Below are 25,807 nucleotides of genomic sequence, written 5' to 3'. Positions count from 1 at the left end.
AAAAGGGACAGGACGCAAGCGTGTTCAGGTAGGCGTACCGAGCTCCGCCCACGTATCGATCTCGTAGGAATGCGGGTCGTGGTTGCGTCCGTGTGGCAGCTTGGTCTCGATGGCACGAGGCGCAACGCGATCCAGTCCTCGGTAGAGAACTTGCGGCTGAGTGGCCTGTTCAGGCTTGAGGCTGGCCAGCTCGGCTCCGCGCTTCTGGTAGAACTGCGCGACAGGGCTTGCTGCATCGCTGAGATCACCAAAGACCAGTACGCCGGTTGGGCAGGCTTCGACGCAGGCAGGCTGCATGGCCTGTTCCAGGCGGTGGCTACAGAAGTCGCACTTGTCGGCGACCCACTGGACCGGATCAATGTGCAGGGCGCCGTATGGGCAGGCGGTCACGCAGCTGCCCCAGGTATCACACGTATCCACGTTGATTCGAACAATGCCGTCCTTGTCCTTTTCGATGGAATGCGTAGGGCACGCCTTGATACAGGGTGCATCGGCGCACTGCATGCACAAGGCCGGAAGAAAGCTGCGCTGTGTGTGAGGAAATTCGCCTTGGTCGTAGTAATAGACCTTGGTTCTGAAGTGGCCAAGTTCCACTTGGTTTTCGACCTTGCAGGCGACCGAGCAGGCATGACAACCGATACAGCGCTCCAAATCGATTGCCATGCGCCATTGGGGGGAGATGTCCTCCATACCAAACCTTCTAGTGTTATTTATGTGTGATTCGTGCACCGGAACGTCTGGTCTGATCCAGACGAAACGGGCAGTCTCAGTCAGGGCGTAAGCGGTAAAGACGGAAATTGTGGCACAGCTAGGCAGGACGTCAAAAAACTGATGGTGTAGCGCAGGGCGAAACAGGGTCTTGCAGGCAAGACCCTAGTGGAGCAGTGTCAGTAGTCCTGAAGCGTAGGACGGAAGAGAATCTCGTTGATGTCTACATCATCCGGCTGGCTCATGGCATAAACGACGGCTCGCGCGAAGGAGTCGGCCGGAATAGCGATTTCATAGAATTTGCGGACGTTTTCGGCGACGTCCTGCTCGGTGATGCTGTCTGGCAGCTCTGTAGCAACTGCGCCTGGAGAAATGATGGTGGTGCGGATGTTGTAGGGCTTCACCTCTTGGCGTAGTCCTTCGGAGATGATGCGTACGGCATGCTTGGTCGCAGAGTAGACCGTACTGCCAGCGCGCACCTTGTGTCCGGCTACTGACGATACGTTGATGATATGACCGGTCTTGCGCTCGGACATGTGGGGCAGTACCGCAGCAATGCCGTAAAGCACACCTTTGACGTTGACGTCGATCATGCGGTCCCAGTCTTCGATCTTGAGCCGCTCAAGCGGGGAGTGCGGCATGAGTCCTGCGTTGTTCAACAGGGTGTCGACGCGGCCATAGGTGGCGATGGCTTTTTCGACCAGTGCCTTGACCTGTGCGCTGTCGGTTACGTCAGTCTTCATGGCAAGCGCCTTGCCGCCGTTGCCATTGATTTCATCAGCCAAGGCCTGGATACGCTCCAGGCGGCGCGCGCCTAAAACAACGGTTGCGCCCATCTGACTTAACTGTCGGGCTGTTGCCTCGCCCAGCCCGCTACTGGCACCGGTAATCACAACGATCTTGCCTTCAATGTTGTTGCTCATGGCCTGTCTCCTTGGGGTTTAAGCCTTGGATAAAGAACAACGCGAACGGGCATAGGTTCTATTGAAGTCTCCTACAGGCTAGGCAAACAGAAGGCCGGTCGTTTGTTGCAACCATGGAACCGGCTCCTATCAGCGGCTTTCTGCTGGTGTGCTGCCTATAACGCGGTTATGTTTCCGCAACGTTGCGGTCTTACCTGAATGCTCTAGAACAGGATCTTTAAATGTTTCGCTCACGCTGGACGATGCTGGTCATCCTGATTTTGCTTCATGTTTATGTCGGCGTGACGCTGATTCCCCATCTGCCGCTTAACGATGTAGGGCAGTTGCTTGCCGCGCTTTTGCTGGCGCTGTCCTGCTACCTGGTGCCATTAGGGTTTCGCTCGCGCAGTTTGCGCATGCCCTGGCTGGCCTGGGCAGGTCTGCTGGCCATGGGAGTCTTTTCCAGCCTGGCCGTGCTAAGCCTGTTGCGCGGTGTGCTGATCGCTGTGCTCATGTTGTTTCCTGGCGCGCTGTCCGAGGCGGTCACAGAACGCTCTGCCGAGGCAGTCATAGTTCTGGTGCTGCTCTTCACGGTGCTGGGCGTCTTCAATGCACGACGAATTGCAAACGTCGTTGACGTTGAATTACCCGTCGAAGACCTGCCGGAAGCCCTGGAAGGTTTTACGATCGCTCAGATCAGCGATATCCATGTTGGCCCAACAATTCACCGGTCTTATATTTCTGCCATCGTTCAGCGGGTGAACCGTCTTGAGGCCGATGTCGTCGCGGTAACAGGGGATCTCGTCGACGGCTCTGTAAAGCAGTTGGCCGAGCACATTCAGCCACTGGCCGAACTAAAAGGCCGTTACGGTGTGTACGTGGTGACAGGCAATCATGAGTACTACTCAGGTGCTTTGGAGTGGATAAGCCACTTGAAACACATGGGGCTCAGGGTGCTGCTCAACGAGCACGTGGTGATTGCTCACAACGGGGCTGAGCTGGTGCTGGCGGGAATTACGGATTATTCCGCCGGAATGTTTGTGCCCCAGCACAAAAGCGATCCGCAGGCGGCGCTCCAGGGTGCGCCGAACAACGTGCCCAAGGTTCTTCTGGCCCATCAGCCACGCTCAGCAAAGCTGGCAGCCGAGGCGGGGTTTGATATTCAGCTTTCCGGACATACCCATGGAGGGCAGTTCTGGCCGTGGATGCATTTCGTGCGTTTCCAGCAGCCGTGGGTGGCCGGTATCCATCGGCTGGGAAGGCTTTGTGTCTATATCAGCCGCGGCACAGGTTATTGGGGGCCTCCGATTCGCTTTGGCGCGCCCTCGGAAATCACCCGCATCCGACTGGTCTCTGCGCGTCGCTGATTACTTGTCGGACGTGGCGGTTGCTGGCGTAACCGCTGCATCCAGGAACAGAAGTGATCCGCTGAAAGACACCGCCATGAACAGGAACCAGGATACTTTGCGCAGCATCCAGATAATGATGTCGCTGCGGTTATCTGCGCTGTTCAGCATCAGATGATGCGTTTTGAAGGGGTCGAAAAAACCTAGCAGGCCGAACAGTGCCAGCGTGCCGCAAAACAAGAAGACTAGCGCGAGTGCATAATAGCGCGCATTCTTCGAGGCGAGTAAGTTGAGCATGGAATAACCCTTGAAAAGACGTTGGATAAATAAGGCCCGTTCGGTCTTTTCAGCAGCAATGCTGCGCTCTTGTTCAGGAGCGGCATGATTGATTTATCAGGTCTGAAAGCTCGATGCCCATATGCTCTATGACGGCACGGCTGTCCGATACTTGAATCGGGCCGTCGACGTATGACAGGTTCAGACCTGGTCGATGCCAGCCTAGGCGGTATTGGGATTGTTCTAGGAATAAGGGCGTTAACCCGTACAAGCGCAGTATGACGCTGAAAAGAGGCGTACCGGCGCAAAGGCAAATACGGTACGCATCATATGGCTGGCTCTTAATATAAGGGCAGAATGCTGGGTTTCAAATACCGCTGAACCAATTGTAGCCCTGATCTTCCCAGTACCCTCCCGGGTATTGGTTGGTAACAAACAACTCGCCAATATGCTTGGGGTTCTTGAAGCCCAGCTTGGTGGGTACGCGCAGGCGAAGCGGGTAGCCGTAATCGGGCGGCAACGGTGTCTTGCCAAAGTCCAGTGCCAGAAGGGTTTGAGGGTGAAGGGCAGTGGCCATGTCGATGCTGGAGTAATAGCGGTCGGCACACTTGAAGGCAACATACTTTGCCGTAGTATCAGCACCGATGTGTTCGAGAAAGGTCTTGAGCGGTACGCCACTCCACTGACCAATGGCACTCCAACCTTCGATACAGATCAGCCGAGTAATGTCGCTGCGCTGAGGAGGTCGCCGCAGCGCTTCCAGCGTCCAGGGCTGCTTCTTTTGTACGAGCCCCGAGACCTCAAGGCGATAATCGCTCAGGTCTACATCAGGAACGTTGTATTCGGGATAAAAGGCGTTGAACGGAAAAGGATGAGTGATCTGGTCTTCCCGGTAGACCGGCGCCAGACGCTGGCCGCCAAACAACCAGGCCTGAACCCGATCATTCCAACGGGACAGGGCCCAGAGCACCTGGTCTACCTGATCGCCATCCTGCAGATTACAGCCGGTCAGCATGGCCATGGCGCCAACGGTAAGACCGGAGCGCAGGAACAGTCGACGCTGCAGGTTAACCACTTGTGTATGCTGCGCTGGCTCAAGGTGAATTCTAGTTTTGCGCTCACTCATGATGCGTTTCCTTGGCCCGACCGGTGATCATCGGAAGAAAAGTGCGAGGGACAAGCATGACGAGAGTCAGGTGGATAATCACAAACCCGCCGATCCCAGCCATGGCAAGGAAGTGGACATAGCGTGCCCGGTCAAACCCACCGAACAGAGTGGCCAGGGTCTGCAACTGTACGGGTTTCCATATCGCAAGACCCGAAAGCACGACCAGAACGCCCATGGCCAGTACGAACCAGTACATCAGCCGCTGCACAGCGTTATACGTACCCAGTCGATGGGCTAGCCGAAAGCGCAGCGCATCCATAAGGTCCTGGCGAAAGGCCTGGACGCCTATGGGCAAAAAGTCCCGACGAAAGTGTCGGCTGGCGAGGCTGTACAGCACATAGAGGGCGCCATTAATCACCAGGACCCACATGACCGCGAAATGCCAGGCAATGGAGCCACCCAGCCAGCCGCCCAAGGTAGCCCAGGTCGGAAAGGCGAACCCGAATAGCGGTGAGGCGTTGTAGATACCCCATCCGCTCAAAAACATGCAGGGCATGGCAAGGGCGTTGATCCAGTGAGTCAGGCGTACCGGCCAGGCATGCACCAGCCGCCGCGTGGTAGTCGGATGCGTCATGGGTCATCTCCCGGTAGGAGGGTAGGCGTACCGCACCGGTACGCCTCGGCTGGATTACATGGGTGGGGTATAGCCGTCTTTGCCGATCGCAACGCCTTTGGCCGTCTTGCCATCAGCATCAGGAAACAACACGATCTTGGTCCCAGGCTTGAGTTCGTCCGCCTTGCCGGGTTCTACATAGGCAATCGGCACATCTTCAGGCACATGCAACTGCTTTTCGCCGCCCTTGTACTGCACTGTCAGGGTGCGGCCGTTGGCGTTTTTAAGTTCGCCAACAGTACCGTTGGTCATGGTACCGGAAGAGCCATCAGCGTTTTCCCATCCGTAATGGCCTTCGCCAGTACCCCGCAGGCTGGCTTCAAATACGGTGACTTCCAGTGCCTTGAGGCTGCCGTCCGGCTGCGGAATGGCGGCGGAACCTACAAAGCTGCTGGGCTCGATTGCGTCCAGTTTGGCCGGAGAGACCAGGCGATAAGATGTCTTGTCAGTCAACGCAACCGACAGGTGCTGGCCATTGCGAGTGGTGAGATCCAGCCTGTTGGATTGCACGGCATCTACCGTTCCGCGAACCGGCTTGACAGTCGGCATGGCGGCGCCGGCGGGCGTGGCGGCATGGACAAGCAGCGTGCTGCCCAGTAACAAGGTACCTAGGGCAGTGGATAACAGATTCTTGGTCATGGGCGAATCCTTCTGGGATAGGTTGCAGGAGCCATGCTCGCGCAGGGAAGGGGTCATGAAGATGACGGGCGAATGACAAAAATGTAATCCACCGTCGTCGTCGTGCTCGTTAGAATTGACTGATCGCAGGAGAGCAACTGTGCACCTATTACTGATTGAAGACGACACGAAAACCGGCGAGTACCTGAAGAAAGGGCTGGGTGAGTCCAGCTATGTAGTGGACTGGGCCCAGCATGGAGCGGACGGTCTGCACATGGCGCTTGAGCATCATTATGACCTGATCATTCTGGACGTCATGCTGCCTGGCATCGACGGTTGGCAGATTATGGAAGTGCTGCGCAAGAAGCACGATGTGCCTGTCCTGTTTCTTACCGCCCGCGATCAGGTGCAGGACCGTATCCGCGGCCTTGAGCTGGGCGCGGATGACTATCTGGTCAAGCCGTTTTCGTTTACCGAGCTGGTGTTGCGCATCCGTACTTTGCTCAGGCGTGGCGTTGTCCGAGAGGTCGACCACTACCACCTGGCAGACCTGGAGCTGGATCTGCTCAGGCGGCGCGTCACGCGGCAGCAGCAGGTGATTACGCTGACCAACAAGGAGTTCGCATTGTTGCATCTGCTGCTGCGCCGTGAAGGTGAGGTGCTCTCGCGTACCCTGATCGCGTCGGAGGTGTGGGACATGAATTTCGATAGCGACACCAATGTAGTGGATGTGGCCGTCAAGCGACTACGCAGCAAGATCGATCAACCCTATCCCATCAAACTTATTCATACGGTACGCGGCATTGGCTACGTCTGTGAGGCTCGGCCATGCGCATCCGAAGACAGCCCTCTCTAACCCTCCGGGCAACCCTGGCCTTTGCGGTTGTCGCCATGCTGACCGTAGGCGGCGCGGGCGTTTATCTGTACGGCTCGTTGAAACACACGCTACTGGAGCGCAGTGATTATGCCGTACTTGGCCGGGTCGACCATTTTCGTAAACTGTTGAGGTATGACCTGAATCTTGCGGATCTGCAGCGCAATCCGCAGCTGTTCGAAAACATGCTGGGTAATGAGGAGGATGTCTTCATTATCAGCCAGCAGGGGCAGCCTATCGTCATGGTCAATCCCAAGCAGGCCATACTGCCGGATTTGCCTGTGGTCGGCAGTGAGGAGTCATTGAATCTGGATGACCTGCGCAGTGGCGTTGCGCCGAACAATATTCCCCTGCGCGCAGCGGCAGCCGAAGTCCGTTCCGGGGATACCTCGGTTCGTGTCGTGGCGGCTCATCTGCTGGTCAAGGAGATGGCCATGCTTGATACGTTCCGTGAGCGCATCCTGGGCGCCGTAGTGCTGGCGTTTCTGCTGACAGCTATTCTGGGCTATCTGTTGCTGCGCAGAGGGTTGCTGCCTATTCGTGAAATGGCTGCCCATGCTGCAACAATCACTCCCGCGCGACTCAATAGTCGACTCGACCCCGCCAATACGCCTAAGGAATTGGATCAACTCACCACGGCGTTCAACGGTATGCTGGATCGGCTGGCGGATGGCTATCAGCGTCTGGTGCAATTTTCAGCGGACCTCGCCCATGAGATTCGCACGCCTATTGGTTCGCTGATGGGGATCTGCCAAGTTACGTTGCAGCAGCCTCGTTCCCTGGATGAATACCAGAGTGTAATTGCCTCTAACCTGGAAGAGCTTGAGCGTATTTCACGCATGGTGGAGAGCATTCTGTTTCTGGCCCGCGCCGATGATGCACAGGCAGTACTGGATTACAAAACACTGGCGCTCGCAGAGGAGCTGGAGCGTGTAGCGGACTACTTCGAAGGGCTGGCCGAAGAGCGCGAGCTGCGGCTCAGTACTGAAGGCGACGGGAAGTTGGAAGCTGATCCGCTGATGGTGCGCCGTGCGCTGAGCAATCTGGTTGCCAACGCCATTCGATATGCGGACAAAGGTTCCGTTATCCATATCCGTACACTGCAAAAAGGACAGGAGCAATGGATCCAGGTAGAGAACAGCTGCCCTATGCTCGAACCTCTTCAGCTGGAGCGCTTGTTTGATCGGTTCTACCGAGGTGATGCGGCACGGCATGGCTCGGAATCCAACGGGCTTGGACTGGCGATTGTAGCTGCCATCATGCGTCTGCATGGGGGAAGTGCAAGCGTCGAGCAGGATGAGCATCGGCACATTTGCTTTACCTTGCGCTTTCCCCATGTGGCTCCAAAGCGCGAGTCCATACTGACGGCACCTATGGCAAAAGGCTTACACGGATAGAAGTCGGTTGGCGCTAGGCCTGCATGCAGCATCTGCGTAATCTACACATATCGGAATGCAGCGCAGGAAGCGCTCATCGCACCTCAAGGACGACGACCACGCCAGGATGGCAACTTGACAGGATGTTGAGTAAGGTCGACGAAACCCCGCCAAGCGCGGGGTTTTTCGTTTGCGCTGAATAATTATTGGGTATTTATTTCGGCCGGTACATCTTGAAGAGCTGCGCTTCGGTAATCTCGAAATAGTCTGCCGGGCCACCCCCGCGCAGGATGGGCCGTGCTGCCGCTGTCTGGTAGACCCCGTCGACCAACAGTGACTTGTCGATATGCACGCCCACCACCTCTCCCAGCACCAGCCAGCTTTCCACCGAATCCCCGGCTGCGGTTTGCAGTTGGATCAGTTGAGTGAGCTTGCATTCGAAGGACACCGGGGTTTCGGCAACACGTGGTACCGAGATCACGCGTGAGGGTGCAGTCGTCAACCCGGCCAGCTCAAATTCGTTGACCTCCGGCGCTACCGCTGCACAGCTGGTGTTCATCTGTTCCGCCAGTGCGCGTGTCGCAAGGTTCCAGCAGAACTCACCCGTCCGCTCGATATTACGTACGCTATCCTTATAGCCAATGCTGGAAAAGCCGATAATGGGCGGCACATAGTTGAAGGCATTGAAGAAACTGTACGGCGCCAGATTCAATTGCCCCTGCTCGTTGTGAGAGGAAATCCAGCCAATCGGACGTGGGCCGACGATCGCATTAAAGGGATCGTGGGGCAGATCATGGCCTTTGGCGGGTTCGTAGAAATGAACGTGTTCAGACATCGACAGCCTCTCCTGACTAGATGATTACATACTGACACACACCAGCTCGGGGTGACGCAATGCCATTTGCTTTTCTTGATACAGAGTTCACTAGTCTTACTGCGCAAGCCAGACTGATTTCGCTGGCGCTGGTTGTTCCAGACGGCCCCGAGTTTTATGTTGAATTGCCGCAGAATTGGGACCTTGCAGACTGCTCTGACTTTGTCATTGAAATTGTGCTGCCGCAGCTGGACCCTGTGCAGTATGGCATGAGCGTACCGGACGCCAGGGATGCGCTATGGCAGTTTCTATCCCGCTTTGATGAAGAGGTCATCGTGTGCTGTGATGCGCCACTATGGGATTGGGAGTTCTTCAGTCAACTGGCATATCGCCATGGCAAGTGGCCTGCCAATGTGCGTAACGCGCCCCGTAATAGCTATGACCTGATACCCGATCTTGCCGAGGCAATTGCTGAAGAGCAGGTGCCTCACTACGCACTGCTGGATGCGCGTCTGGTAGCTGAACAGTATCTTTTAGCTACCAGACGTTAAGTGCCAGTCTACAGGCTACCGACGATATCAGTAGAATAATGTAGGGTACGGCCCGGAGTGTTGGTTACCACTGGTACGTAGCACTTAACTGCGCCGTACGTTGCGAGCCATACCAGCACCATGAGTATGAGTAGCAGGTTGTGATGTATTCCTTGTCCGTCAAGTTGGTTACATTCAGCGCCAGCCGCAAGTTGTCGGTAGGGCTATTGATGTGGCCGATGTCATAGTGGATGGCGGCATCAAACAGCGTATAGCCGGATACTTTTAACGTGTTGGCGGCATCGCCCCAAGAGGAGCTGACGTAGCGTACACCGCCGCCTACTCCAAGACCTTTAACCGGCCCCTCATGAAAAGTGTAATCGGCCCAGGCGGAAGCGGTATGGCGAGGCAGGCCGTACGTAGTCGTGCCTTCCACGGGTACCTCGGGACCGTTTGCAATACCCGTCACCCCAGGGGCTCTGTTGGTGGTGTTGTTGGATTTTGTGATCCGGTTGTCGAGGTAGGCGTAGGCGGCAGTGATGTCCAGATTATTGGTCAGGCTGGCTTTGCCTTCAATCTCCAGGCCACGGGACTGGACTTCGCCATCCTGTACCTGGCAGCGACTGCCGTTACACAGATGGGTAGGGTCTGGGTCGAGTGTCGGTACGTTGGTCTTGCGTAGATCAAACGCCGCGATGGTGATAAAGCTGTTGCTCCCAGGCGGTTGGTATTTGATGCCGATTTCGTACTGCTTGCCTTCCGATGGCTGAAAGAGCGAGCCGCCATAGAGCGTGCCCGACTGTGGCTCGAACGATTCCGCATAGCTTACATAAGGTGCGAACCCATTATCGAACAGGTAGACCAGGCCCAGACGTCCTGTAAATGCTTCGCTGGATTGCGAACTTTTGGCTTTTCTGCCGGTGCTGAGGGTGAGTGTGCTATTGCTGGTATCTGCCCAGTCGTATCGTCCTCCCATTAGCAGGACCCAGCGGTCCCAACTCAGGTGATCCTGTAGGTAGAGACCTTTCTGCTCACTGCGCTGAGTCGCGTCGGTCGAGAAGGCAGGATAGCGATCGATACCGGTATAGACAGGGTCGAAGATATCCAGGCTACTGCCTTTTCCGTAACCGGCCTTGGTATCGCTGCTGGTGTTCTGATAGTCAGCACCCAGTAACACGGTGTGCTGTAACGGGCCCGTACCAAACTTGGCCTGGAGCTGGTTATCGAGGGCGTAGGCGTCAATATCCACATCGGTTGCAATGGTGCTGCGGCTCATCGTGCGGTAATCAGGCGCCAGGACAGACGCGTTGTACAAGCTGCGGTAAATGCCCTCGCTGCGCAGGTAGCGAGCGTTTTGCTGTACAGTCCAGGTATCGTTGAAGTGATGTTCGAACTGATAACCGAGTGAATAGTACTCACGATCAGACTTTTCAAACTCCTTGTCACCGTCGTAAAAGTCGACCTTGATGCGCCTGCCAGTTGGACTATGCAGTGCTGAGCCATAGGCGGGAATGGAGCCGTAGGATCCCCCTTTGGGGTCCTGCTGGAAATGGCCCAGTACCGTGAGGGTCGTGTTCTCCGAGGGGCGCCAGGTGAATGACGGTGCAATGGACTGTCGACGTACTTCGGTGTGTTCGATCTGGCCATCCGCATCGTCATAAAGACCCAGCAGACGGTAGGAAAACTCTCCTGCGTCGTCTAAAGGACCGCTGAAATCCAGCGTGGTCCGCTTCTTGTCAAACGTGCCTACCTGAACACCGATTTCATGGTAGGGCGTATCCAGGGGACGCTTGCTGACCATATTGATCACGCCTGCCGGGCTGGATTGTCCATAAAGTACCGACGCAGGCCCTCTTAGTACCTCTACACGCTCCAGATCAAAGGCATCTTCCTGAGGAAGGGCATCCCGGCTGCCGGGCATGCGCAGCCCGTCTAGGTAACTGCCTGGTGAAAACCCCCGAATGGTCAACTGGTCCAGGCGCGAAGCGGTAGCGCCACGACTTTCCGGAATGACGGCCGCGGTGTAACGCAGGATCTGATTGAGGCTCTGCGCATCCTGAGCCTGCATCTGATCACGGGTAATGACCGAAATGGACTGCGGTGTCTCGATTAATGAGGCATCGGTCTTGGTAGCCGTAAGGCTGCGATTGGCGACATATCCACTCACCGGCCCTGTAGGATTTTCATCTAGCGATTCCTCGCTGATTTCGGTAGCGTCCAGTTCAAGGGCAGCCTCTTGTTCAGCCGCATTTATGGGTGAGGCAAGCAGGGTCACGCAGGCAACGATAGCGCAAGATGAAGCAGCAGAGCGGTACATACAAGTCCTTTGTAGATAAGCGCTTAAGTACAACCACAGCTAATAGCGCGAGGTGAGAGGTTTTCTATCTACCTGATAACTTATATCAATTGAGAATTTGTATCAAAAAAGAAAATATCTCATTACAAATTAGCCATAAGGCTTTATCGACGTAACGGGATAGGATGGATGTGAGGTAAGGGCTAAAGAGGTCAAGCAGGCGGAAAAACGCTTCTCATCAGTGATTTTTACATGCTTTATGTACTGCTGCGCGATACATGAAAGCGGTGCAACCGGTGCGAATTTCTTTTGCCAAGTGGTGAAGGGGCGCTTCCAATAACCTTCAATAAGGAAAACCTGTGGTGATACTTAGAAACGCTCTGCTCTGTATTGGTCTTGGTAGCGTTGTACTTAATGCAAGCGCGCATGAACTCTGGCTTGAGCGGGATGCAAGTGGCCCCATACGTGTCTACCTCGGCGAGCCGGACGAGGGCGTATTGGAAACCGGCGAGACCATTGCGGCGCTGGCCCCTACCACTCAAGTGTTTACCCATGATCGAAATGCAACGGCAAAGGTTGTAGCACGTGAAGATCACTTGGAGGCTGCAGTAAACGAGCAGGGGGATGTTCGCAGTTATAACGATCAGGTCTGGAAACCTTGGAAGGATGAGCAGGGCCATTATACAGCCGCCTTGATGCACGCTCGTGCAGGCCGCACCGAGACCAAGGCATTGCTGGATTACGAACTCGTGCCTGCTGCTGCAAACAGTAACCGCTTTACCTTACTGTTCAAAGGCAAGCCGCTTGCCGAGCATGATGTGGTTCTGTTCGATCCAAAAAATCAGGCGCTGAAATTGAAGACGGATAGTCAGGGTGTTGTCGATGTCCCTGCCAAGGAGAAAGGCCGGTTCATCTTGGCAAGTGGTTACCAGACGCCTGCGAATGGTTATGAAGTAGCCGGTCAGAAGATGGATAATCTCTATTACGGTACTACCACAAGCTTTATCGTGGATTGACGGCTGCACACTAAATGCACTGTTACTTCTCCGCTGCTTTCGCTAGTAGCAGCGGAGACACGTCAAACATTTAGTTAAACATGCTTTCGGGGCAACCCAAGCGGCGCGAAATGGCTTGGGCTGTTTTCAACAGCTCCTGAACATATTCTTCTTTAAGCTCTTCTCTGAAGCGAAAGCAGGGGAAGGAAACACTCATTCCAGCAATGACATGGCCGAAGCGGTCATGGATGGGCGCGGCAAGGCAGCGCATATTCTCTTCGAATTCTTCTTTGTCCTCACCGTATCCCTGGCTGCGGATAAGTGCCAGCTCCTCAAGGTAGGCTTCCAGACTCGACAAAGTATTGGCCGTACGAGGCTGGAAGGTCTCGCTCGCCAGGCGCTTGCGTACATCCTGCTCGTCGCGCCAGGCCATCAGTACTTTGCCAATACCTGTGCAATAAAGCGGCGCACGCAAGCCGATCCGCGAATACATCCGCAGGTTGTAGCGCGAGTCGATCTTGTGGACATAAACGATATTGTCTTCATCGAGAATGCCCAGATGCACTGTTTCGCTCGTAAGCTCATTGATGGTACGCATGCCGGGCTCGGCTTCACGTACAAGATCAATATGCGGCAACGCCTTGCTGCCCAGCTCAAACAGCCGAACGCTGAGGCGATAACGATCCTCGCTGTCCTGTACGACATACCCTAGCGATTTAAGGGTCTGTAAAAAGCGGTAGACGGTGCTCTTGGACATGTCCAGCTTTTGCGCAATTTCTGAAACGCCACTTTCTTCAGGACACTGACCCAGCGCTTCCAGAACAGCCATGGTCCGGCTAACCGCGGTTACAGATTCATTATTGGTAGTGGGACTATCCATGCGGGCTCCTCTGCGAACGTTGTTGAGTGTATCTGAATTCCATTTCGAAACAGCGTTTCATTTCTCTTGACGTGCCTTGTTGAATCGCTACACTCGGTTCAATACAGGAATTGAAACCGCGTTTCAATAATGCTGATGTAGGGGCCGCAAGCGTGGAACCCCGCTACAAAAACAAGAAGGCACCAGATGATGCAGGCCATTCGACAACGGTATTTAACGCCCGTCCAAGCAGACGCGTGTGTGACGAATCGGGTGGGGGGCGGCTCCCTATGACGTCCCTCTTCAAATCTTTGCCATCCCCGATACGGGTTGCCCTGGTTGGTGAATGCATGATCGAGCTGCAACGCGACAGCGTAGGCACGATTACTCAGGCATTTGGCGGGGATACACTCAACGCCGCGGTCTACCTGGCTCGGCTATGCCAGTCCACGGCCATTTCGGTGGACTATATAACCGCCATCGGTCAAGACCCGTTCAGCGAGGCCATGTGTCGAACCTGGCAGGCTGAAGGGCTGGGTACACAAAATGTGCGACACCTGCCTGATGCATTGCCTGGTCTTTATTTCATCCAGACCGATGAGCACGGCGAGCGGCAGTTTCTTTACTGGCGTGGTGAGGCGGCCGCCCGACGCTGCTTCGATGGCCATGAGGCAGCGCAGACGCTGGCGGCCTTGCTCGACTATGACGTGATCTATCTGAGTGGCATCAGCCTGGCCGTCCTGACTGCCGAAGGCCGGGCACGGCTTCTCGAGACATTAGCCGAGGCGCGCAGGCAGGGCACGCGGATCGTGTTCGATAATAATTACCGTCCCCGACTCTGGCCGGATCGTGCTACGGCGCAGCACTGCTACCAGGCATTGCTGGCGTTGGTCGACCTTGCGTTGATTACTTGGGAAGACGATGTCGAGCTGTTCGGATTCTCTTCACCTGAGGTCTTGTTCCGTACCTATGCCCAGTCAGGCGTTACTGAAATAGTTCTCAAGCGGGGGGAGGCTCCGTGTCTGATCCATACCGGACGGCAGGTTCTGACGATTCCCGGCGAGAAGGCGCAGCAGGTGGTCGATACCACCGCCGCCGGTGACTCCTTCAGCGCAGCATACTTAGCCTGTCGTCTGCAGGGCGGTAATCCTGAACAGGCTGCCCGGTGGGGTCACCGGTTGGCTGTCAATGTCATTCAGCACCGAGGCGCCCTGATTCCGCCTCCCGCCATGCCGGCAATGCCCGCGCTTTCGTATTCCCTAGCTGCCCAGGCTTGAACAATGAAGATAAGAGAAGCCCGCGTTATCGTGACCTGTCCCGGTCGTAATCTGGTCACTCTCAAGATTGTGACTGACGAAGGTCTTTACGGAATCGGCGATGCTACCCTCAATGGCCGTGAGCTGGCCGTGGTCGCCTATCTGGAGGAACATGTTATTCCTGCCTTGATCGGACGGGATGCTCATCGAATCGAAGACATCTGGCAGTACCTGTACCGCGGTGCCTACTGGCGTCGTGGGCCCGTCACCATGACGGCGATTGCCGCGGTTGACCTGGCGTTGTGGGACATCAAGGCCAAGGCCGCCAATATGCCGTTGTATCAATTGCTTGGCGGCAAGAGTCGTGAGCAGGTGATGGTATACGGGCACGCTACCGGCAAGGACATCGAATCCTGCCTGGACGAGGTAGCCCGGCATGTAGAGTTGGGCTACAAGGCTGTTCGAGTCCAATGTGGCATTCCCGGTATTCCGACCACCTATGGTGTAGCCAAGCGCGAAGGTGAGCGCTACGAGCCGGCAGACAGTGACCTGCCGGCCGAACATGTCTGGGATACCGCCAAGTACCTCAAGTATGTCCCCAAGCTGTTTGCTGCGGTTCGTGAACGCTTTGGTGATGACCTGCACATCCTCCACGACGTGCACCATCGCCTGACACCCATTGAAGCAGGGCGTCTGGGTAAGTCGGTAGAGGAATTCAATCTGTTCTGGCTGGAAGATTGTACACCTGCCGAGAATCAGGAAGGTTTCCGCCTGATCCGCCAGCACACCACCACACCGCTGGCGGTGGGTGAAGTCTTCAACTCGATCCATGACTGCCGCGAGCTGATCCAGGAGCAGCTGATCGATTATATCCGTGCAACGCTTGTGCATGCCGGTGGCATTACCCATGTCCGGCGCATCGCCGATCTGGCGGCGCTGTATCACGTGCGTACCGGTTTTCACGGCGCAACTGACCTGTCACCGGTATGCATGGGAGCGGCACTGCACTTCGATACCTGGGTACCTAACTTTGGCATCCAGGAGCACATGCCCCATGAGGAGCGGATCGATGAAGTCTTCCCCCACGCGTATCGATTCGAAGATGGTCATTTCACGCCGGGCGAAGCGCCAGGGCATGGCGTAGACATCGATGAAGATCTGGCGGCGCGCTATCCCTACAAGCGTGCCAGTCTGCCGGTAAACCGCCTCGTAGACGGCACGCTCTGGCACTGGTGAATCATGCTCGACAATGACAACAACAGACGGGTACGCACAATGAACAAACAGAATCGATTGTATGCAGGGAGGCTGCTGGGTAACGCCGGTGCAGCCGTTAGGTCGATCCAGAGGAGTGGCAAATAATGAAAGCCTTTCAGGTACGGGCTCCCCATGAGTTCAGTCTGGCCCAGGTCGAGACACCAGTCGCTGCGCCAGGTGAGGTGGTGGTAGGCGTGGCGTATGCGGGTATCTGCGGTTCGGACATGCATATCATCCATGGGCAGAACGCATTCGTTCGGTTTCCACGGGTGACCGGGCATGAGTTTGCCGGTGTCGTTCAGGAGGTCGGCGAGGGTGTCGAGACGCTGAGCGTTGGCGATCGTGTGTGCGTCGATCCGGTCATCAGTTGCGGCACCTGCTACCCCTGTCGCATTGGCCGTCCTAATGTCTGTACCCATTTGCAAGTGATTGGCGTGCACCGCGACGGTGGTTTCAGCGAGCGCGTCAGTGTGCCAGCGGAGAACGCTCACAAACTGCCAGAGGGGATGCCGCTCAGCCATGCCGCCTTGGTGGAGCCGTATTCCATCGCGCTGAACGTGCTTGATCGCATGCAACCTCAGCCAGGCGACTCTGTACTGGTCTATGGCGCTGGCGTTATCGGGTTGACCATCGTGCAGATGGCGCGCGCCCTGGGACTTACCGACATCACTGTTACCGATGTGATTGATACGCGCCTGCAAACAGCCCGGGCGTTGGGCGCGACACGCACGATCAACGGGCAGGCACAGGATGTGGAGTCTGTCATGAAGGAGCAGACCGGAGGCGAGGGCGTACCGCTCATTGTAGATGCAGCCTGTATTCCTGCGTTGATGCCTCAAATGGTGCGGCTGGCGTCACCCGCCGGGCGGATTGGTCTTCTGGGTTTCAATGCAGCGCCCAGCGACCTGGTACAGCTTGAAATGATCAAGAAGGAATTGACACTAGTAGGATCGCGGCTCAATAACCGCAAATTTCCACGGGTGATTGAGCTGATGGCGACCGGAAAGCTGAATGCGCAGGATCTGATCAGCCATCGCGTAGCCTTTGACGATATGCCTGAGGCCATTGATCTGATCGAAAGCCATCCTGAGCAGACGCGTAAGGTGTTAGTGGAGTTGATGCACGTGGCGGGTTAACTCGGACGGCCTTAGCCGTCTTTCCAATCGATACGCGCCCACCCGGGCGCCCTCACCGATAAATACAAGAAGCGGGAGGTTTCCATGTTTGGTCAAGGTCGTAGCCTGGTACTCGTCATGCTGTTTCTGGCGGGTGTCATCAATTATCTGGATCGCTCGGCATTGTCTGTGGCGGCTCCGTTCATTCAGAAGGACTTTGGGCTCAATGCCGGCGAGATGGGGCTGATCTTCAGCAGCTTTTTCGTAGGGTATGCAGCCTTCAACTTTGTCGGCGGCTGGGCAGCGGATCGTTATGGTGCCAAAACCACGCTGCTGGTGGCTATGGTGCTGTGGTCACTGTTCAGTGGCTTGACGGTGCTGGCCCTGGGCTTTGCCTCATTGTTCCTGATCCGTGTGCTGTTTGGCATGGGGGAAGGGCCGCTGAGCGTGACAACCAGCAAGATGGTGAACACGTGGTATGCGCCCGATAAGCGAGCACGCGTCTTGGGTGTTTCCATGGCCGGTACGCCGTTGGGTGGCGCCATTTCCGGGCCGGTGGTAGGCATCATTGCCGTTACCTACGGCTGGAAGGAGTCCTTCATCGTCATCATGATCATTGGCCTCGTTTGGGCGGCGGTGTGGTTCAAGTTCATCAAGGCCAAGCCGGACGGCGCGGCAGCACGTGAAATCGAAGAGGGTGAACGGCTCACCGAGATTGCCAACGTGCCGACTCAGCCACTCCGGTATTACCTCAAGCAGCCTACCGTGCTGTTTACGGCGTTTGCCTTCTTCACCTACAACTACACGCTGTACTTCTTCCTGACCTGGTTCCCAAGCTACCTGACCATGGCCCATGGCATGAACGTGAAGGACATGAGCATCGCGACCGTCATTCCGTGGATTCTGGGATGCCTGGGACTGGCGCTGGGTGGCTTCGTGTCCGACTTCGTGCTCAAGAAAACCGGCCGGATGATGTTTTCGCGCAAGGTAGTGCTGGTGGGGTGCCTGTTGTGCTGTGCGGTCTGCATCGGTTGCGCCGGGCTTGTTTCCACCATGTATAGCGCGGTAGCGCTGGTGGCGCTGTCTGTATTCTTCCTGTATCTGACCGGCGCTATTTACTGGGCCATCATCCAGGATACCGTACCGGCGGCACGGGTCGGTGGAGTAAGCGGCTTCATGCACTTCCTGGCCAACACCTCCGGCATCGTCGGACCAACCGTGACCGGTTTTATCGTCCAGTTTACCGGGGCATTTACCAGTGCCTTCCTCCTGGCAGGTCTTTTGACGGTTGTGGGTGCGCTGTGTGTGGCCCGTTTCGTCAAGCCTATTGCCCCTGTGCAGGCGGAGATGGCGCCACCGGTCGCTACGCCGTCAGTACTGGGCCGTTCCTCGTAAGGAGTTGCAGATGCAGTACACACGTGTAGAACAAGGGGCGCTTGAAGGATTCTGCCAGCAGGTCTTTAGAGCCCATGGTCTCGCCGCACCGGACGCCGAACTCGCTGCCCGGGTGCTGGTGAATTCTGACGCCCGGGGCATTCCTTCCCATGGCGTAGCACGTCTGCCGCGCTATGTGCGAGGGCTCAAGGCGGGCAGTATCCTGACAGATGCCAAACCGAAGCTGGTTCATGAAACGCCGCTCTCTCTGGTGTTGGACGCCCAGGGTGGTATGGGCACCACGGTCAGCCAGCAGGCCATGGATGCCGTGATTGCCAAAGCCTGCGAGCACGGCGCGGGTTTCGCTACCGTACGCGATTCGAACCACTTTGGTATTGCCGCCTGGTACGCCATGCAGGCGCTGCCCCATGACCTGATTGGCATCGCCATGACCAACACGGCGGCACTTGGCGTTCCCACGCATGGTCGACAATGCATGTTTGGCACCAACCCGATCGCTTTTGCCGCACCGGCCGACAGGGAGAAGGCCTTTGTGCTGGACATGTCGACCACAGCCGTGACGCGCGGCAAGCTGGAAGTCTATGGCCGGCAGAACACACCGTTGCCCACTGGATGGGCTGCGGCACCGGATGGAGGCGATGCCCATGATGCCCCCAGTCTTCTGGAAAGCATGAACATCTATGCAGGCGGCGGGTTGCACCCATTAGGCGGTGCGGGCACCGAGTTTGGTGGCCACAAGGGCTATGGTCTTGCCGTGATGGTCGACATCCTTTGTGGCGCACTGGCGGGGCATGGGTTTGGCAGGCACCTGCACGATACGCCTGGGAGTACGGGGCGAGTGGGGCACTTTTTTGCTGCTTTTCGAATCGACCTGTTCCGTCCCGCGGATGAGTTTCGCCAAGCCATGGATCAGCTCTTGTCAGACCTGCGTACCTCGGAGCCTGCCGCAGGGCACGATCAGGTCTGGTACGCGGGACTCAAGGAAATCCAGGCCCAGGAAGCGGCATCGCGTGAGGGTGTGCCGGTTGAGACAGGGGTGATCGAATCCCTTCAAGCGCTAGGGGAAGCCTGTGGCGTTACTCTGGCAGGAATCAAGGAGCCTTCCCATGCGTGAAGTCGAGCGGTATCCCTCAACCTATCCAAAGCCGATCATCGGCATCGTGCATCTGGGCCTTGGTGCATTTCACCGAGCGCATCAGGCGGTCTACATGGAGCGCACTCTGGCACGGCATGGTGGCGGAGAGTGGGGTATATGCAGCGCCAACATTCGCTCCAACCGCGCACTTGTCGATCAGCTTCGTGCCCAAGACTGCCGCTATCACGTGGCCGAATACCGAGACAGCGAACACGTTGCCTTGCGAGAAATCGCAGCGTTGCAGGAAGTGCTTTATGCCGGTGAAGGCGGTGAAGGTAGAGAAGCCTTGCTCGAACGAATGGCCGAGCCAGCAACACGCATCGTAACGCTGACTGTGACGGAAAAAGGCTACTGCTTGAGTCCCGCTACTGGGCAGCTACGCGTAGATGACCCCAATATCGCCCATGATATTCGCACGCCCCATGCGCCGCGTACGGCCCCAGGTCTGCTGGTAGAGGCCTTGCGCCGCCGTCATGCCCGTGGGATAGCCCCCTTTACGGTATTGTGCTGTGACAACATGCCGGACAACGGCCAGCGAACACGGCAGGCGGTAACGCAACTGGCGGCTGCCCAGGATGAACGACTGGCCGCCTGGATCAGTCAGGAGGTCGCGTTTCCCAGCAGTATGGTAGACCGCATTGTTCCTGCCATGACTGACGCCTCGTTCGAAACGTTGCGCCAGCTTGGCTGCGAGGACCAGGCAGCCGTTATTGGCGAAGCCTTCAGCCAGTGGGTGATAGAGGATCAGTTTCCTCAGGGGCGGCCCGACTGGGAGCAGGAGGGGGTGCAGATGGTGGCGGATGTACGCCCATTCGAAACCATGAAACTACGCCTGCTCAATGGCAGCCATTCACTTTTGGCCTACGTAGGTGCACTGGCAGGTTATACCACGGTGTATGACGCCATGAACGATCCTGCGCTGGTCAGCCTTGTCCGGCATTACATGAAAGACGAGGCCATGCCGACGCTGGAGATGCCGGCAGGAATCGACCTCAACGCCTATGCTGATGATCTGGTAGCACGCTTTCGCAACGACAGCCTCCAGCACCGTTTGCATCAGATCGCTATGGACGGCTCGCAAAAGCTGCCCCAGCGCTGGCTCTCCGGAACGGAAGCACGGCTTGCTCAGGGAGGCGGAATCAGCTGCATTGCGTTTGGCGTAGCGGCCTGGATTGAGTACTGCTCCGGGCAGAGCAGCCAAGGGGCGCATGAGGTAAATGATCCGCTGCATGACACCTTTGCTGAGTTGCATGCGCACCGGCAGGGCGAAGCACTGGTCGAGGCCTTTCTGGGACTTACGGACGTATTTCCGGCGAGTCTGGCCGAGCAGGAGGCGTTCCGGCAGGCCGTGCATCAAGCCTACCGTGTGCTGAGCACCCAAGGTATTGCCGTGGCGCTCGCAGAAGCGACGAACAGTAATAATCATTAAGGAGCGAAGTCATGGAGCATACCTGGCGCTGGTTCGGCCCTAACGACCCCATCAGCTTGAGCGATATTCGGCAGACCGGCGCGACAGGCATCGTCACGGCCTTGCATCAGGTTCCCAACGGGGAAGTCTGGACAGTAGAGGCGATCAGTGAACGAAAGGCGATGATCGAGGCAGCTGGACTGACCTGGTCGGTGGTGGAAAGTATTCCCGTTCACGAGGATATCAAGCGAGGCTGTGGCCGCCGCGATGACTACATTGGCAACTACCAACAGAGCCTTCGCAATCTCGCGGCGTGCGGCATCGACATCGTCTGCTATAACTTCATGCCCATCTTAGACTGGACCCGTACGGACCTCGCATGGCCGCTGGAGGATGGCGGGTGGGCATTGCGCTTTGATCAGGATGCATTTGCCGCGTTTGATCTCTTTATCCTCAAGCGTGAAGGCGCCGAGGCGGACTACACCGAGGACGATATCCAGCGGGCCCGTACCTATTTTGACAACCTGGACGACACCCGGCGCGATACGCTCGTTGCTACCTTGATTGCCGGTCTGCCAGGCGCTGAAGAGCACTATAGCCTGGATGATTTCAAAGGACTGCTTGCGACCTATGCGGACATCGACGCGGAGCAGCTTCGGGAAAACCTGGGCTACCTTCTCAAGGCCATTGTGCCGGTGGCGGAGGCGGCGGGCGTACGCATGGCCATTCACCCCGACGACCCGCCACGGCCTCTTCTGGGCTTGCCTCGTATCGTGTCTACCGCACAGGACGCCCAATGGCTTCTTGATGCGGCACCCAGTCCGGCCAACGGGTTGACCTTTTGCACCGGATCCTACGGGGTGCGTGCAGATAACGACCTCGTTGCCATGGCCCGGCAGTTTGCGCCTCGCATCTATTTCACTCACCTGCGCTCGGTGAAGCGCGAGGCTGATCCGCGCAGCTTTCACGAAGCGCATCATCTGGCTGGAGACGCAGACATGGTTGGTGTGATCCGTGAGCTGGTTCTGGAAGAGTGTCGACGCGAACATGAGCATGGCCCCCGACTTCCCCTGCGGCCCGATCATGGTCATCAGCTGCTAGATGATCAGCATCGCCGTACCAACCCCGGCTATTCACTGATCGGCCGTCTCAAAGGATTGGCAGAGTTGCGCGGGGTAGAGCTGGCCGTGCGTCAATTACTGCAAAATTGACATTACCGTGAGAACGCCATGGAACTGATAACAAAAACAGGCGGGATCGATACCGCCAAAGCCGTGATTCGCCTCCACCCGCAGGACGACGTCCTCGTGGCGCTACAGCCGCTGCCGGCAGGGCTTGCCATCGCGGAGGAGCGCGTAACCCTCAGTCAGCCCATTCCCGCAGGCCACAAGTTCTCGGTGCGCCGGATTGATAGCGGGCAACCGGTGCGCCGCTATGGTCAGATCATCGGCTTTGCCACGACCCTCATCATGCCCGGCGAGCACATCCATGTTCATAACCTGGCGATGGGTGAGTTTGCCCGGGATTATGCTTTTGGAGAGGATGCCCACGTGCAGGCCTTTCCCACCGAGGGGCCGATGTTTCAAGGTATCGTCCGCCCGGATGGTCGTATAGCGACGCGCAACTATATCGGTATCCTGACCTCGGTAAATTGCTCGGCGACTGTAGCTCGGGCAGTGGCTGACTATTTTCGGCGGGATATCAATCCGGCCGCCCTGGCGCCTTATCCCAATGTGGATGGCGTCGTCGCGCTGACGCATAGCTCCGGCTGCGCTGTAGATTCAGCAGGCGAACCTCTGGCCATCTTGCGCCGCACTCTGGGCGGATATGCCGTCCATCCCAATTTCGCGGCGGTCATGGTGATCGGACTTGGCTGCGAAACCAACCAGATCGAAGGCATGATGGCGGCTCAGGGGCTGGAAGCGACCGCAACACTGCGTACGTTCACCATTCAGGATACGGGAGGTACGGCCAAGACCGTAGCCAAAGGCATTGCGTATGTGAAAGACCTCTTGAACGAAGCCAATCGCATCGAGCGCCAGCCTGTGAGTGCCCGTCATTTGATAGTAGGCCTGCAATGCGGCGGCTCGGATGGCTACTCCGGTATTACCGCCAATCCGGCCCTGGGTAATGCGGTGGACCGATTGGTAGCCTGCGGTGGTACGGCTATCCTGTCCGAAACACCGGAAATATATGGTGCCGAGCATCTGCTGACCCGTCGGGCTACCAGTCGTGAGGTAGGCGAAAAGCTCATCGAGCGCATCCATTGGTGGGAAGAGTATTGCCGACGCACGGGAGCGGAGATGAACAACAACCCGTCTGCAGGCAACAAGGCGGGTGGCCTTACGACCATTCTGGAAAAATCGCTTGGCGCGGTAGCGAAAGCCGGATCAAGTAACCTGATGGCTGTCTATGAATATGCCGAGCCGGTAAGGGCTCAGGGGCTGGTGTTTATGGACACGCCGGGCTATGACCCGGTTTCCGCTACCGGGCAGGTGGCGGGTGGCGCAAATCTCATTGCCTTTACCACCGGACGGGGCTCAGCCTATGGATGCGCACCGGCGCCCTCGATCAAGCTCTCGACCAATAATGCCCTCTGGCAGCGTCAGGAAGAGGACATGGACATCAACTGTGGCGAAATCGCGACCGGTACGCTGACCATCGAAGCATCCGGAGCCGAGATTTTCGACAAAATGCTCAGGATTGCCTCGGGCGAGCGCAGCAAGAGCGAGCAGCACGGTTATGGACAGAATGAATTCGTTCCCTGGCATATTGGCGCCATCACATAATCTGTTCGGCCGCACGGTGTGATCCTTCCTGTATCGGCACCGGCGGGTCAACCAACAGCCTGCCGACGCTGCCGTGTGAGGCATGCTGACGGTTGACCCCTTCAACCGCAGGGTCTATGGCATTCGGCGAGCGCAGCGTGCTGTTGTGCCTAGGGCGCATCGACTAATAACGCTCAAACGGCCTGCCTGGTACCGGATAATTATGCCAACCCGAGGCTGGTACTGGATGCAGGACCGGCAAACCCTCTGGTTAACACAGGTAGGCCTGGAGACACGATCGGCGGAATCGAGTGGAGCTCACCGGTAGATCCGCTCAATTCGCAAATCTATGTGTCGATCAACAATTCCTCAAACCGGAATCAAACGTTGGCGCCTGATTTCCAGAAAAGCTGGAAGGGTGGTACGTGTTCCGCGCGGGATGCAATAACTGGCCGGATTCTCTGCCAAGTGCCTGCCACCGGTACCAATCCGGTGACGTCAAAATAGGCTGTCGGGTTAGGGCGGTAGCTTCGTCGCCGGGTCTGGTTTATGCCGGTTCGATGTCCGGTGACATGGTAGTGCTCGACGCCAATACCGGGACCACGATCTGGAAGTGTGTGTTGGGGATCGGTAGCCAGTTCAGCATTGACCCCGTACAAAGCATCCTGTCTGACCTTAAGAGGCTTTTTCAGATGAAAATATGAGGCACGCTTTAACGTTAATTTAATATTAATAAATAACATTAAATTAAGTAATTAATTACTTGATTTATAGCAATTAACTTTTTTCAAATGATCAGTATTGAGCTGACCTTTTTAGCTGTCCAGCACCGAAGAGCCTTTTACTTAAAGTTAGATATAGAGTCAACTTGGCAAGTTAACTCATTGAAATTAAACGCTAACTAAGTCTAGTCAAATACCCTGGCAACTCAGGGTCTGGAAGTACGGAAAGTACCTTGAGACGTTGAAGCGTTCTGTCTCGCGCTCGAATCAAGTGATCCCGCAGGTTCAAGGCCGCTGAGTCCACAGCACCATGTAGCAGGGATTCGATGATCAGTCGATGCTCGATCAGCATAGCTTCGTTACCACCGGTCTGGACAGCTTCATGGAAAATCCGGCCTATGTTCATTGGGCTCTGGCTGTGCCGAATAAGTGTGGCCATTTTGCGGTTGCGGATTCCACTCAGGCATTGACCGTGTAGATCGTGCTCGATGATCTCAATTACCTGACGCGAAGGCCCCCCCTGAAGAGCTTGCGCCTTGAGAATACGTTCCAACATTGCGATAAGTGCCGCTCGGGTAAGGGTTGGAGCGTTCTGTCGCAAGGCTTCGGGTTCCAGTAGAGCCCGCAGCTCGTAATCCTCGGTAATGGCCTGTGCTGTCAGCGGACCGGCCAGCCACTGTGAGTAGGGCTCCTTTTCTAGCAGGCCACGATCCCGCAGGCGCATCAGGGCTTCCCGAACAACGCTGCGGCTGACCCCTAGATGATCCGCAGCGTCCTGCTCATCGAGCCGGTAATGACCAAATACCATGGCCTTGGATACGCAGGCGGAAATGTCATCGAATACCCGCTCTCCGAGTGGCCGGGTATCGATAGGCTCAAGGCCCAGGAGCTGACGGCTGAGGGCAAGGCGCTTGGGTTCAAGTTCAAGATTGTTTGGGTTGATCAGATAACCGCGGCCTTCGAAACGGGAGAGTAACCCTTCCTCATAGAGCATGGTTAAGGCCTGACGAACCGGCACCCGACTCGTACCAAATAGTTGGGCTAGTGGTGCTTCAACCAGGACGAGGCCAGCTTCGGCACGGCCTCCAAGTATCGCGTCCCGAAGGGCATTCCGGATCATGCCGTAACGGGGAACGGCGGCCCGCCCATCTTCATAGCTTGCGGAGTCTTCAGCAGTCATTCGCAGGTTTCCATCCGATGATCGTGGAATTCTCTCACAGTCGTTTTAGGTGTTTCTGCTCGACTTGCCATGCACTACGTTGGGGCCTTTTGAGACAGTGTGTTACTTAAATGCACAAAAATGGATCTTTTTTAATAAATACATTTTTTGTGCGTCGTTAAATAATCTCAATCTAATAGCTCTGCGACGCATGGTT

At 56.5% G+C, this 25,807-nt stretch carries 24 protein-coding genes; 14 read left to right on the top strand and 10 right to left on the bottom strand.

Annotation, left to right across the window (positions count from 1 at the left end):
- Positions 1-24 precede the first annotated feature (24 nt).
- Both JQR86_RS09720 and JQR86_RS09715 read right to left on the bottom strand, forming a co-directional pair.
- Entirely contained in the window at positions 25-690 is a 666-nt protein-coding gene (locus JQR86_RS09720) for a 4Fe-4S dicluster domain-containing protein (RefSeq protein ID WP_434153476.1), read from the bottom strand.
- Between the two features lie 197 nt (positions 691-887).
- The gene (locus JQR86_RS09715; protein ID WP_407363322.1) at positions 888-1,631 is read right to left on the bottom strand and encodes an SDR family oxidoreductase; all 744 of its coding nucleotides are present in this window, start codon (positions 1,629-1,631) and stop codon (positions 888-890) included.
- A gap of 221 nt (positions 1,632-1,852) precedes the next feature.
- On the opposite strand from JQR86_RS09715, the gene JQR86_RS09710 reads away from it, so the two are divergent.
- Positions 1,853-2,977, top strand: coding sequence for a metallophosphoesterase (locus tag JQR86_RS09710; RefSeq protein ID WP_434153475.1), 1,125 nt, complete (start codon positions 1,853-1,855; stop codon positions 2,975-2,977).
- Here the strand turns inward: JQR86_RS09710 and JQR86_RS09705 are convergent, their stop codons facing one another.
- The 4 genes from JQR86_RS09705 to JQR86_RS09690 all read right to left on the bottom strand — a co-directional run bounded on the left by JQR86_RS09705 (position 2,978) and on the right by JQR86_RS09690 (position 5,652).
- Positions 2,978-3,253, bottom strand: a complete 276-nt coding sequence (locus JQR86_RS09705) for a hypothetical protein (protein WP_434153473.1) — start codon at positions 3,251-3,253, stop codon at positions 2,978-2,980. It abuts the gene before it with no gap.
- A 346-nt stretch (positions 3,254-3,599) separates the two neighbouring features.
- A complete protein-coding gene (locus JQR86_RS09700) occupies positions 3,600-4,358 on the bottom strand; it encodes a molybdopterin-dependent oxidoreductase (RefSeq protein ID WP_434153472.1) in 759 nt (252 codons plus the stop codon).
- Positions 4,351-4,974 carry a cytochrome b/b6 domain-containing protein gene (locus JQR86_RS09695; RefSeq protein WP_434153471.1) on the bottom strand — a complete coding sequence of 208 codons (624 nt, stop codon included), beginning with the start codon at positions 4,972-4,974 and terminating at the stop codon, positions 4,351-4,353. The genes JQR86_RS09700 and JQR86_RS09695 overlap by 8 nt, the downstream gene beginning before the upstream one ends.
- A gap of 54 nt (positions 4,975-5,028) precedes the next feature.
- On the bottom strand, positions 5,029-5,652 hold the full coding sequence (locus tag JQR86_RS09690; protein WP_434153470.1) for a hypothetical protein: 624 nt from the start codon (positions 5,650-5,652) through the stop codon (positions 5,029-5,031).
- A 139-nt stretch (positions 5,653-5,791) separates the two neighbouring features.
- Between JQR86_RS09690 and JQR86_RS09685 the strand changes: the two genes are divergently transcribed.
- Positions 5,792-6,487, top strand: a complete 696-nt coding sequence (locus JQR86_RS09685; protein ID WP_434153469.1) for a heavy metal response regulator transcription factor — start codon at positions 5,792-5,794, stop codon at positions 6,485-6,487.
- Positions 6,466-7,902 (top strand): heavy metal sensor histidine kinase, encoded by a 1,437-nt coding sequence (locus JQR86_RS09680; RefSeq protein WP_434154867.1) that lies wholly within the window; start codon positions 6,466-6,468, stop codon positions 7,900-7,902. Before JQR86_RS09685 ends, JQR86_RS09680 begins: the two co-directional genes overlap by 22 nt.
- 193 nt (positions 7,903-8,095) lie before the next feature.
- On the opposite strand, the gene JQR86_RS09675 is transcribed toward JQR86_RS09680, so the two are convergent.
- Complete coding sequence (locus JQR86_RS09675) at positions 8,096-8,716, bottom strand: flavin reductase family protein (RefSeq protein WP_122042573.1); 621 nt, start codon at positions 8,714-8,716, stop codon at positions 8,096-8,098.
- Positions 8,717-8,775: 59 nt separating this feature from the next.
- Here JQR86_RS09675 and JQR86_RS09670 point away from each other — a divergent pair, with 59 nt between their 5' ends.
- The gene (locus JQR86_RS09670) at positions 8,776-9,246 is read left to right on the top strand and encodes a hypothetical protein (protein ID WP_434154810.1); all 471 of its coding nucleotides are present in this window, start codon (positions 8,776-8,778) and stop codon (positions 9,244-9,246) included.
- A 64-nt stretch (positions 9,247-9,310) separates the two neighbouring features.
- On the opposite strand, the gene JQR86_RS09665 is transcribed toward JQR86_RS09670, so the two are convergent.
- Positions 9,311-11,542, bottom strand: coding sequence for a TonB-dependent siderophore receptor (locus JQR86_RS09665; protein WP_434154808.1), 2,232 nt, complete (start codon positions 11,540-11,542; stop codon positions 9,311-9,313).
- 341 nt (positions 11,543-11,883) lie between these two features.
- On the opposite strand from JQR86_RS09665, the gene JQR86_RS09660 reads away from it, so the two are divergent.
- On the top strand, positions 11,884-12,537 hold the full coding sequence (locus JQR86_RS09660; protein WP_239380847.1) for a DUF4198 domain-containing protein: 654 nt from the start codon (positions 11,884-11,886) through the stop codon (positions 12,535-12,537).
- 70 nt (positions 12,538-12,607) lie between these two features.
- Here JQR86_RS09660 and kdgR read toward each other — a convergent pair whose 3' ends face one another.
- A complete protein-coding gene (gene kdgR, locus JQR86_RS09655) occupies positions 12,608-13,396 on the bottom strand; it encodes a DNA-binding transcriptional regulator KdgR (protein WP_122042569.1) in 789 nt (262 codons plus the stop codon).
- Positions 13,397-13,665: 269 nt separating this feature from the next.
- On the opposite strand from kdgR, the gene JQR86_RS09650 reads away from it, so the two are divergent.
- From JQR86_RS09650 to JQR86_RS09610, 9 genes are all read left to right on the top strand, one after another.
- On the top strand, positions 13,666-14,652 hold the full coding sequence (locus tag JQR86_RS09650) for a sugar kinase (RefSeq protein ID WP_434154805.1): 987 nt from the start codon (positions 13,666-13,668) through the stop codon (positions 14,650-14,652).
- 3 nt (positions 14,653-14,655) lie between these two features.
- A complete protein-coding gene (gene manD, locus JQR86_RS09645; protein ID WP_010798285.1) occupies positions 14,656-15,867 on the top strand; it encodes a D-mannonate dehydratase ManD in 1,212 nt (403 codons plus the stop codon).
- 125 nt (positions 15,868-15,992) lie between these two features.
- The gene (locus JQR86_RS09640; RefSeq protein ID WP_074826405.1) at positions 15,993-17,024 is read left to right on the top strand and encodes a Zn-dependent oxidoreductase; all 1,032 of its coding nucleotides are present in this window, start codon (positions 15,993-15,995) and stop codon (positions 17,022-17,024) included.
- Between the two features lie 84 nt (positions 17,025-17,108).
- Positions 17,109-18,398 (top strand): MFS transporter, encoded by a 1,290-nt coding sequence (locus JQR86_RS09635; RefSeq protein ID WP_434154804.1) that lies wholly within the window; start codon positions 17,109-17,111, stop codon positions 18,396-18,398.
- A 10-nt stretch (positions 18,399-18,408) separates the two neighbouring features.
- Positions 18,409-19,512 carry an Ldh family oxidoreductase gene (locus JQR86_RS09630; protein ID WP_150347416.1) on the top strand — a complete coding sequence of 368 codons (1,104 nt, stop codon included), beginning with the start codon at positions 18,409-18,411 and terminating at the stop codon, positions 19,510-19,512.
- The gene (locus tag JQR86_RS09625; RefSeq protein ID WP_434154802.1) at positions 19,505-20,962 is read left to right on the top strand and encodes a mannitol dehydrogenase family protein; all 1,458 of its coding nucleotides are present in this window, start codon (positions 19,505-19,507) and stop codon (positions 20,960-20,962) included. Before JQR86_RS09630 ends, JQR86_RS09625 begins: the two co-directional genes overlap by 8 nt.
- Before the next feature lie 11 nt (positions 20,963-20,973).
- A complete protein-coding gene (gene uxuA, locus JQR86_RS09620; protein ID WP_434154800.1) occupies positions 20,974-22,152 on the top strand; it encodes a mannonate dehydratase in 1,179 nt (392 codons plus the stop codon).
- 18 nt (positions 22,153-22,170) lie between these two features.
- Positions 22,171-23,730: a UxaA family hydrolase gene (locus tag JQR86_RS09615; RefSeq protein WP_434154798.1), complete on the top strand. Its 1,560-nt coding sequence runs from the start codon at positions 22,171-22,173 to the stop codon at positions 23,728-23,730.
- A gap of 539 nt (positions 23,731-24,269) precedes the next feature.
- Complete coding sequence (locus JQR86_RS09610) at positions 24,270-24,413, top strand: hypothetical protein (protein WP_219652740.1); 144 nt, start codon at positions 24,270-24,272, stop codon at positions 24,411-24,413.
- Positions 24,414-24,606: 193 nt separating this feature from the next.
- Here the strand turns inward: JQR86_RS09610 and JQR86_RS09605 are convergent, their stop codons facing one another.
- Positions 24,607-25,611: a GntR family transcriptional regulator gene (locus tag JQR86_RS09605; protein WP_434154797.1), complete on the bottom strand. Its 1,005-nt coding sequence runs from the start codon at positions 25,609-25,611 to the stop codon at positions 24,607-24,609.
- Between the last annotated feature and the right edge of the window lie 196 nt (positions 25,612-25,807).

The organism is Pseudomonas sp. JZ134 (assembly GCF_051027695.1).
Lineage (GTDB): Bacteria > Pseudomonadota > Gammaproteobacteria > Pseudomonadales > Pseudomonadaceae > Chryseomonas > Chryseomonas luteola.
Note: the sequence above shows the minus strand (reverse complement) of the source record. Positions and strands in the feature narration are given on the sequence as shown.

Coding starts and splice junctions, on each gene's coding strand:
- JQR86_RS09720 (WP_434153476.1), bottom strand. CDS start 690: ATGGAGGACATCTCCCCCCAATGGCGCATGGCAATCGATTTGGAGCGC.
- JQR86_RS09715 (WP_407363322.1), bottom strand. CDS start 1,631: ATGAGCAACAACATTGAAGGCAAGATCGTTGTGATTACCGGTGCCAGT.
- JQR86_RS09710 (WP_434153475.1), top strand. CDS start 1,853: ATGTTTCGCTCACGCTGGACGATGCTGGTCATCCTGATTTTGCTTCAT.
- JQR86_RS09705 (WP_434153473.1), bottom strand. CDS start 3,253: ATGCTCAACTTACTCGCCTCGAAGAATGCGCGCTATTATGCACTCGCG.
- JQR86_RS09700 (WP_434153472.1), bottom strand. CDS start 4,358: ATGAGTGAGCGCAAAACTAGAATTCACCTTGAGCCAGCGCAGCATACA.
- JQR86_RS09695 (WP_434153471.1), bottom strand. CDS start 4,974: ATGACGCATCCGACTACCACGCGGCGGCTGGTGCATGCCTGGCCGGTA.
- JQR86_RS09690 (WP_434153470.1), bottom strand. CDS start 5,652: ATGACCAAGAATCTGTTATCCACTGCCCTAGGTACCTTGTTACTGGGC.
- JQR86_RS09675 (WP_122042573.1), bottom strand. CDS start 8,716: ATGTCTGAACACGTTCATTTCTACGAACCCGCCAAAGGCCATGATCTG.
- JQR86_RS09670 (WP_434154810.1), top strand. CDS start 8,776: ATGCCATTTGCTTTTCTTGATACAGAGTTCACTAGTCTTACTGCGCAA.
- JQR86_RS09665 (WP_434154808.1), bottom strand. CDS start 11,542: ATGTACCGCTCTGCTGCTTCATCTTGCGCTATCGTTGCCTGCGTGACC.
- kdgR (WP_122042569.1), bottom strand. CDS start 13,396: ATGGATAGTCCCACTACCAATAATGAATCTGTAACCGCGGTTAGCCGG.
- JQR86_RS09650 (WP_434154805.1), top strand. CDS start 13,666: ATGACGTCCCTCTTCAAATCTTTGCCATCCCCGATACGGGTTGCCCTG.
- manD (WP_010798285.1), top strand. CDS start 14,656: ATGAAGATAAGAGAAGCCCGCGTTATCGTGACCTGTCCCGGTCGTAAT.
- JQR86_RS09640 (WP_074826405.1), top strand. CDS start 15,993: ATGAAAGCCTTTCAGGTACGGGCTCCCCATGAGTTCAGTCTGGCCCAG.
- JQR86_RS09635 (WP_434154804.1), top strand. CDS start 17,109: ATGTTTGGTCAAGGTCGTAGCCTGGTACTCGTCATGCTGTTTCTGGCG.
- JQR86_RS09630 (WP_150347416.1), top strand. CDS start 18,409: ATGCAGTACACACGTGTAGAACAAGGGGCGCTTGAAGGATTCTGCCAG.
- JQR86_RS09625 (WP_434154802.1), top strand. CDS start 19,505: ATGCGTGAAGTCGAGCGGTATCCCTCAACCTATCCAAAGCCGATCATC.
- uxuA (WP_434154800.1), top strand. CDS start 20,974: ATGGAGCATACCTGGCGCTGGTTCGGCCCTAACGACCCCATCAGCTTG.
- JQR86_RS09615 (WP_434154798.1), top strand. CDS start 22,171: ATGGAACTGATAACAAAAACAGGCGGGATCGATACCGCCAAAGCCGTG.
- JQR86_RS09610 (WP_219652740.1), top strand. CDS start 24,270: ATGTCCGGTGACATGGTAGTGCTCGACGCCAATACCGGGACCACGATC.
- JQR86_RS09605 (WP_434154797.1), bottom strand. CDS start 25,611: ATGACTGCTGAAGACTCCGCAAGCTATGAAGATGGGCGGGCCGCCGTT.